Source organism: Paenibacillus sp. S28 (assembly GCF_016624415.1).
Classification (GTDB): domain Bacteria; phylum Bacillota; class Bacilli; order Paenibacillales; family Paenibacillaceae; genus Paenibacillus_AQ; species Paenibacillus_AQ favisporus.
This window is the reverse complement of the sequence record NZ_JACVTM010000053.1, coordinates 1-578: the sequence shown is the minus strand read 5'-3', so window position 1 is coordinate 578 and position 578 is coordinate 1. Positions and strand designations below refer to the sequence as shown.

1 protein-coding gene is annotated in these 578 nt (G+C 58.0%); it reads left to right on the top strand.

Features of this window, described 5'->3' with window-relative positions; genetic code table 11:
- Nucleotides 1–578, top strand: a 578-nt coding sequence (locus tag IAE55_RS33610; protein ID WP_200634980.1) for a carbohydrate ABC transporter permease, incomplete at both ends; no start/stop codon positions are given.

Genomic DNA, 578 nt, shown 5'->3' with positions numbered 1-578 from the left:
TTTCTCGCCTTCAATTACCTGTATGTGTTTCTGGCGTTTCTAATCGTGTTCTACCCGCTGGTGTACATGGTCAGCGCCTCCATCAGCGACCCGAAAGCAGTCGGGTCCGGGGAGATGTGGCTGTGGCCGAAAGGCATTACGTTTGACGGCTACAAGCGGGTGTTCGAGAACACAAGCATCTGGACGGGGTACGGCAATACGATTCTGTACACCGTGGTCGGGACCGCGATCAACCTGCTCGTGACGCTGCCGGCGGCGTATGCGCTGAGCCGCAAGGACTTTGTCGGCCGCAACTTCTTTATGGGCATGTTCATGGTCACGATGTTTTTCGGGGGCGGCCTGGTGCCGACATACCTCCTGGTGAAGCAGCTGGGCATGGTCAACACGATGTGGGCGATCGTCATTCCGTCGGCCGCGTCGATCTGGAACATCATCGTCTCGCGGACGTTCTTCCAGAGCTCGATTCCGAAGGAGCTGCAGGAAGCGGCGCAGATCGACGGGTGTACGAACATGCGGCTGTTCGTGAAGATCATCCTGCCGCTGTCGATGCCGATCATCGCGGTGATGGCCCTGTTCTA